We start from the raw sequence: 3045 nt of genomic DNA, 5'->3' as shown, positions 1-3045 counted from the left end.
ACCCTCGATCGCGACGACCGGATCGCCGGTCTCGACGGCTGCGGCGATGGCATAGCCCATGCCGATGCCCATCACGCCCCAGGTTCCGCTGTCCAGCCGATGTCGCGGCACCTGCATGGGAATCGTGTTGCGCGCCAGGTCAAGTGCGTTGGCGCCCTCGTTGACGACGTACACCTGCGGGTTGTCGGCCAGGACGTCGCGGATGGCCTGCAGGGCACCGAGGAACTTCATCGGGTGCGCGGTCAGCGCGGCCTCGAGGCGGCCTGCCATCTTGGCGACGTTCTGCGCCGACTTGGCCGAGAGCTCCTCGCGCCATTGCGGCGCCACGCTGATCTGGCCAGGCTTGCTCCGCTCGAGCAGAGTCTCCATCACCGAGCTGATGTCGCCGACGAGAGGCGCCGCGATGGGCTGGTTGCTGTCCATCTCCGAGGCCGAGATGTCGACCTGGATGAACTTCGCATCCGGGTTCCACTGCGGCGCATCGCCGAATCCGAGTAGCCAGTTCAGCCGCGCACCGACGAGCATGACCACGTCGGCACGCTTGAGCGCGAGAGAGCGGGCGGTGGCCGCGGACTGCGGGTGATCGTCGGGCAGCAGGCCCTTGGCCATCGACATCGGCACGTAGGGCATGCCGGTGGTCTCGACGAACTCGCGGATCCGCTCGTCGGCCTGGGCGTAGGCAGCACCCTTGCCCAACACGATCAACGGGCGCTCGGCGCCGGCAAGCAGCTCGATGGCCGAGTCGACCGTCTCGATCTCGGGCAGTTGCTTGGGGGCGGGGTTGACCACCCGCCACAACGTCTTCGACGCCTGCTCGGCGTCGAGCACCTCGCCGAGCACCGCGGCCGGGATGTCGAGGTAGACACCGCCGGGACGGCCGGAGGCCGCGGTGCGGATCGCACGGGCCACACCGCGGCCGATGTCCTCGGCGCGCGATACTCGGTAGGCCGCCTTGGCGAAGAGCCTGGCAGCGGCCAGCTGGTCCATCTCCTCGTAGTCGCCCCGCTGAAGGTCGACCAGGTGGCGCTCGCTTGATCCGGAGATCTGGACCATCGGGAAGCAGTTGGTGGTGGCGTTGGCGAGTGCGACGAGACCGTTGAGGAAGCCCGGAGCCGACACCGTCAGGCAGATGCCGGGCTTCTGGGTGAGGAAGCCCGCCGCGGCTGCGGCGTGTCCGGCGTCGCTCTCGTGCCGGAAGCCGATGTACCGCAAGCCCGATGACTGGGCCAGGCGGGCCAGATCGGTGATCGGGATGCCGACCACTCCGTAGATGTTCTGTACGTCGTTGAGCTTCAGTGCGTCGACGACCAAATGGATCCCGTCGGTGAGAGCACCTGGCTCGTCGGTACTCCCCGCCTCGACGTCTCGCATGGGAGCGACGGTCATGGTGTGGACCCTTCCTGGCTGATGGATGTTTTCGGTTACTTCCCAGTATTTTTCACGCTGGCGGTCGGCGCGTCCAAGACCTGTCGTCAACCGGTCGATAAACGTCGGTTATCACGAACCGCGCCGTCGTACCCGGTCGTCGACGACGCATTCAGGGCATCTTCGGGCCGGAGACGAATTCTCGGCGCTGCAGGTCGAAGGCTTCGTCCAGGTGCGCGCCCGCCGCCACGTTCACGAACGCCCGGGCCGCGGCCGAGCCAGAGCCGGCGTGGATCGCGATCGAGATCTGTGCGGTGGTCTCCGGCTCGACGAGCGGGACCGCTCTGGCCGCTCCCATAGCCGGGATCGCGCGCAGCCAGGTGTGGGGCACCACGCTGGCCCATGCGCCGGTGGCCACGTGCGCGTAGAGCGAAGCGACCGAATCCGTCTCCACCTGGGGCACCGCCGCCACTCCGTTGGCGGCGAACGCCTTGTCGATGAACTGCCGGAATCGCATGTGCGGCATCAGCAAGGCAAGTGGCAATTGGGCGGCCTCGGCCCACGTGATGGTGCGGGTGCCCGGAGCGAGCTGCTCGCCGGAGACGAGCAGCACGTACCGTTCCTTGTACAACGGCACCACCTCAAGTCCTGAGCGGTCGTCCGGGCCGAAGTGTGCGATGGCGGCGTCGAGCTCGAAGTCGCGCAGTTGGCGCAGCAACTCGGTGGACGACAAGCGCGAGCAGATGGTCACCTTGGCCAGCGGGTGCAGCCCGCAGAACGCGGCTACGGGAAGTGCCGTGGTCGTCGACACCGTGGGCCCCGTGCCCAGGCGCAGCGTCCCGGAGATTCCGGTCCGCATGTTGGCGGCCTCGGCCTTGAGACCGTCGTGCTCGGCCAGCAGCCGCTTGGCCCACACGACGAGCCGTTCGCCCTCCAGTGTCAGACCCTCGAAGTTCTGCCCGCGATGGATCAGCGTGACGTTGAGCTCGCGCTCCAATTTGGCGATCGCGGTGGACAGTGCCGGTTGCGAGACGTAACAGGCGTCCGCGGCCCGGGCGAAGTGACGTTCACGGGCCACCGCGACGAAGTACTCCAGCTGACGCAACAGCACCTGCACTCCTCCTGGCCGTCATATGAACTAGCTACTGTGTATACAGTATGAGGTATCCTGTGGGTGAATGCAATCGCGCAACAGTTCCGACGAAGGAGAAGGCAGCGTGGTCGAGGGCAGCAGCACCGTCAGCCAGGAGTGGCTCGCCCAGGCGGTCGTGGCCGAATCAGCGGAGGCCATCGTGGTCACCGACCCGGACGGACTCATTCGGCTGTGGAATGACGGAGCGGCGCGCATCTTCGGGTACTCAGCTGCCGACACGGTGGGCCAGAGCCTGGACCTGATCATCCCGGACAAGCTGCGGGACCGGCACTGGAAGGGGTACCGGCAAACCATGGCCACCGGCACCACCCGCTACGGGGACACGCTGTTGAGCGTGCCTGCCAGCCACCAGGATGGGCACCGGCTCTCGATCGAGTTCAGCGTTGCCCTGCTGCGCGACGACGCAGGCGTGATCGTCGGGATCTCGGCGATCATGCGTGAAGTCAGCGAGCGCCGCGAGGCCGAGAGGGCCCTGCGCGCCAAGATCGCCGACCTGGAGGCCCGTGCAGGGCGGGTGTGACCATCCC

3 protein-coding genes are annotated in these 3045 nt (G+C 67.2%); 1 reads left to right on the top strand and 2 read right to left on the bottom strand.

What is annotated here, in order from left to right; all coding sequences use genetic code 11:
• Together oxc and QOI01_RS02675 are read right to left on the bottom strand one after the other, a co-directional pair.
• A partial coding sequence (gene oxc, locus QOI01_RS02680) for an oxalyl-CoA decarboxylase (protein WP_526378344.1) occupies positions 1–1386 on the bottom strand: 1386 nt, incomplete at its 3' end.
• A 151-nt stretch (positions 1387–1537) separates the two neighbouring features.
• Positions 1538–2476 (bottom strand): LysR family transcriptional regulator, encoded by a 939-nt coding sequence (locus tag QOI01_RS02675; RefSeq protein WP_526378342.1) that lies wholly within the window; start codon positions 2474–2476, stop codon positions 1538–1540.
• Between the two features lie 67 nt (positions 2477–2543).
• On the opposite strand from QOI01_RS02675, the gene QOI01_RS02670 reads away from it, so the two are divergent.
• Positions 2544–3038: a PAS domain-containing protein gene (locus QOI01_RS02670; protein WP_526378340.1), complete on the top strand. Its 495-nt coding sequence runs from the start codon at positions 2544–2546 to the stop codon at positions 3036–3038.
• Positions 3039–3045: the final 7 nt, after the last annotated feature.

This window comes from Mycobacterium sp. (assembly GCF_032162605.1).
Lineage (GTDB): Bacteria > Actinomycetota > Actinomycetes > Mycobacteriales > Mycobacteriaceae > Mycobacterium.
This window is presented reverse-complemented; position numbering and strand designations above follow the sequence as displayed.

Coding starts and splice junctions, on each gene's coding strand:
- QOI01_RS02670 (WP_526378340.1), top strand. CDS start 2,544: ATGCAATCGCGCAACAGTTCCGACGAAGGAGAAGGCAGCGTGGTCGAG.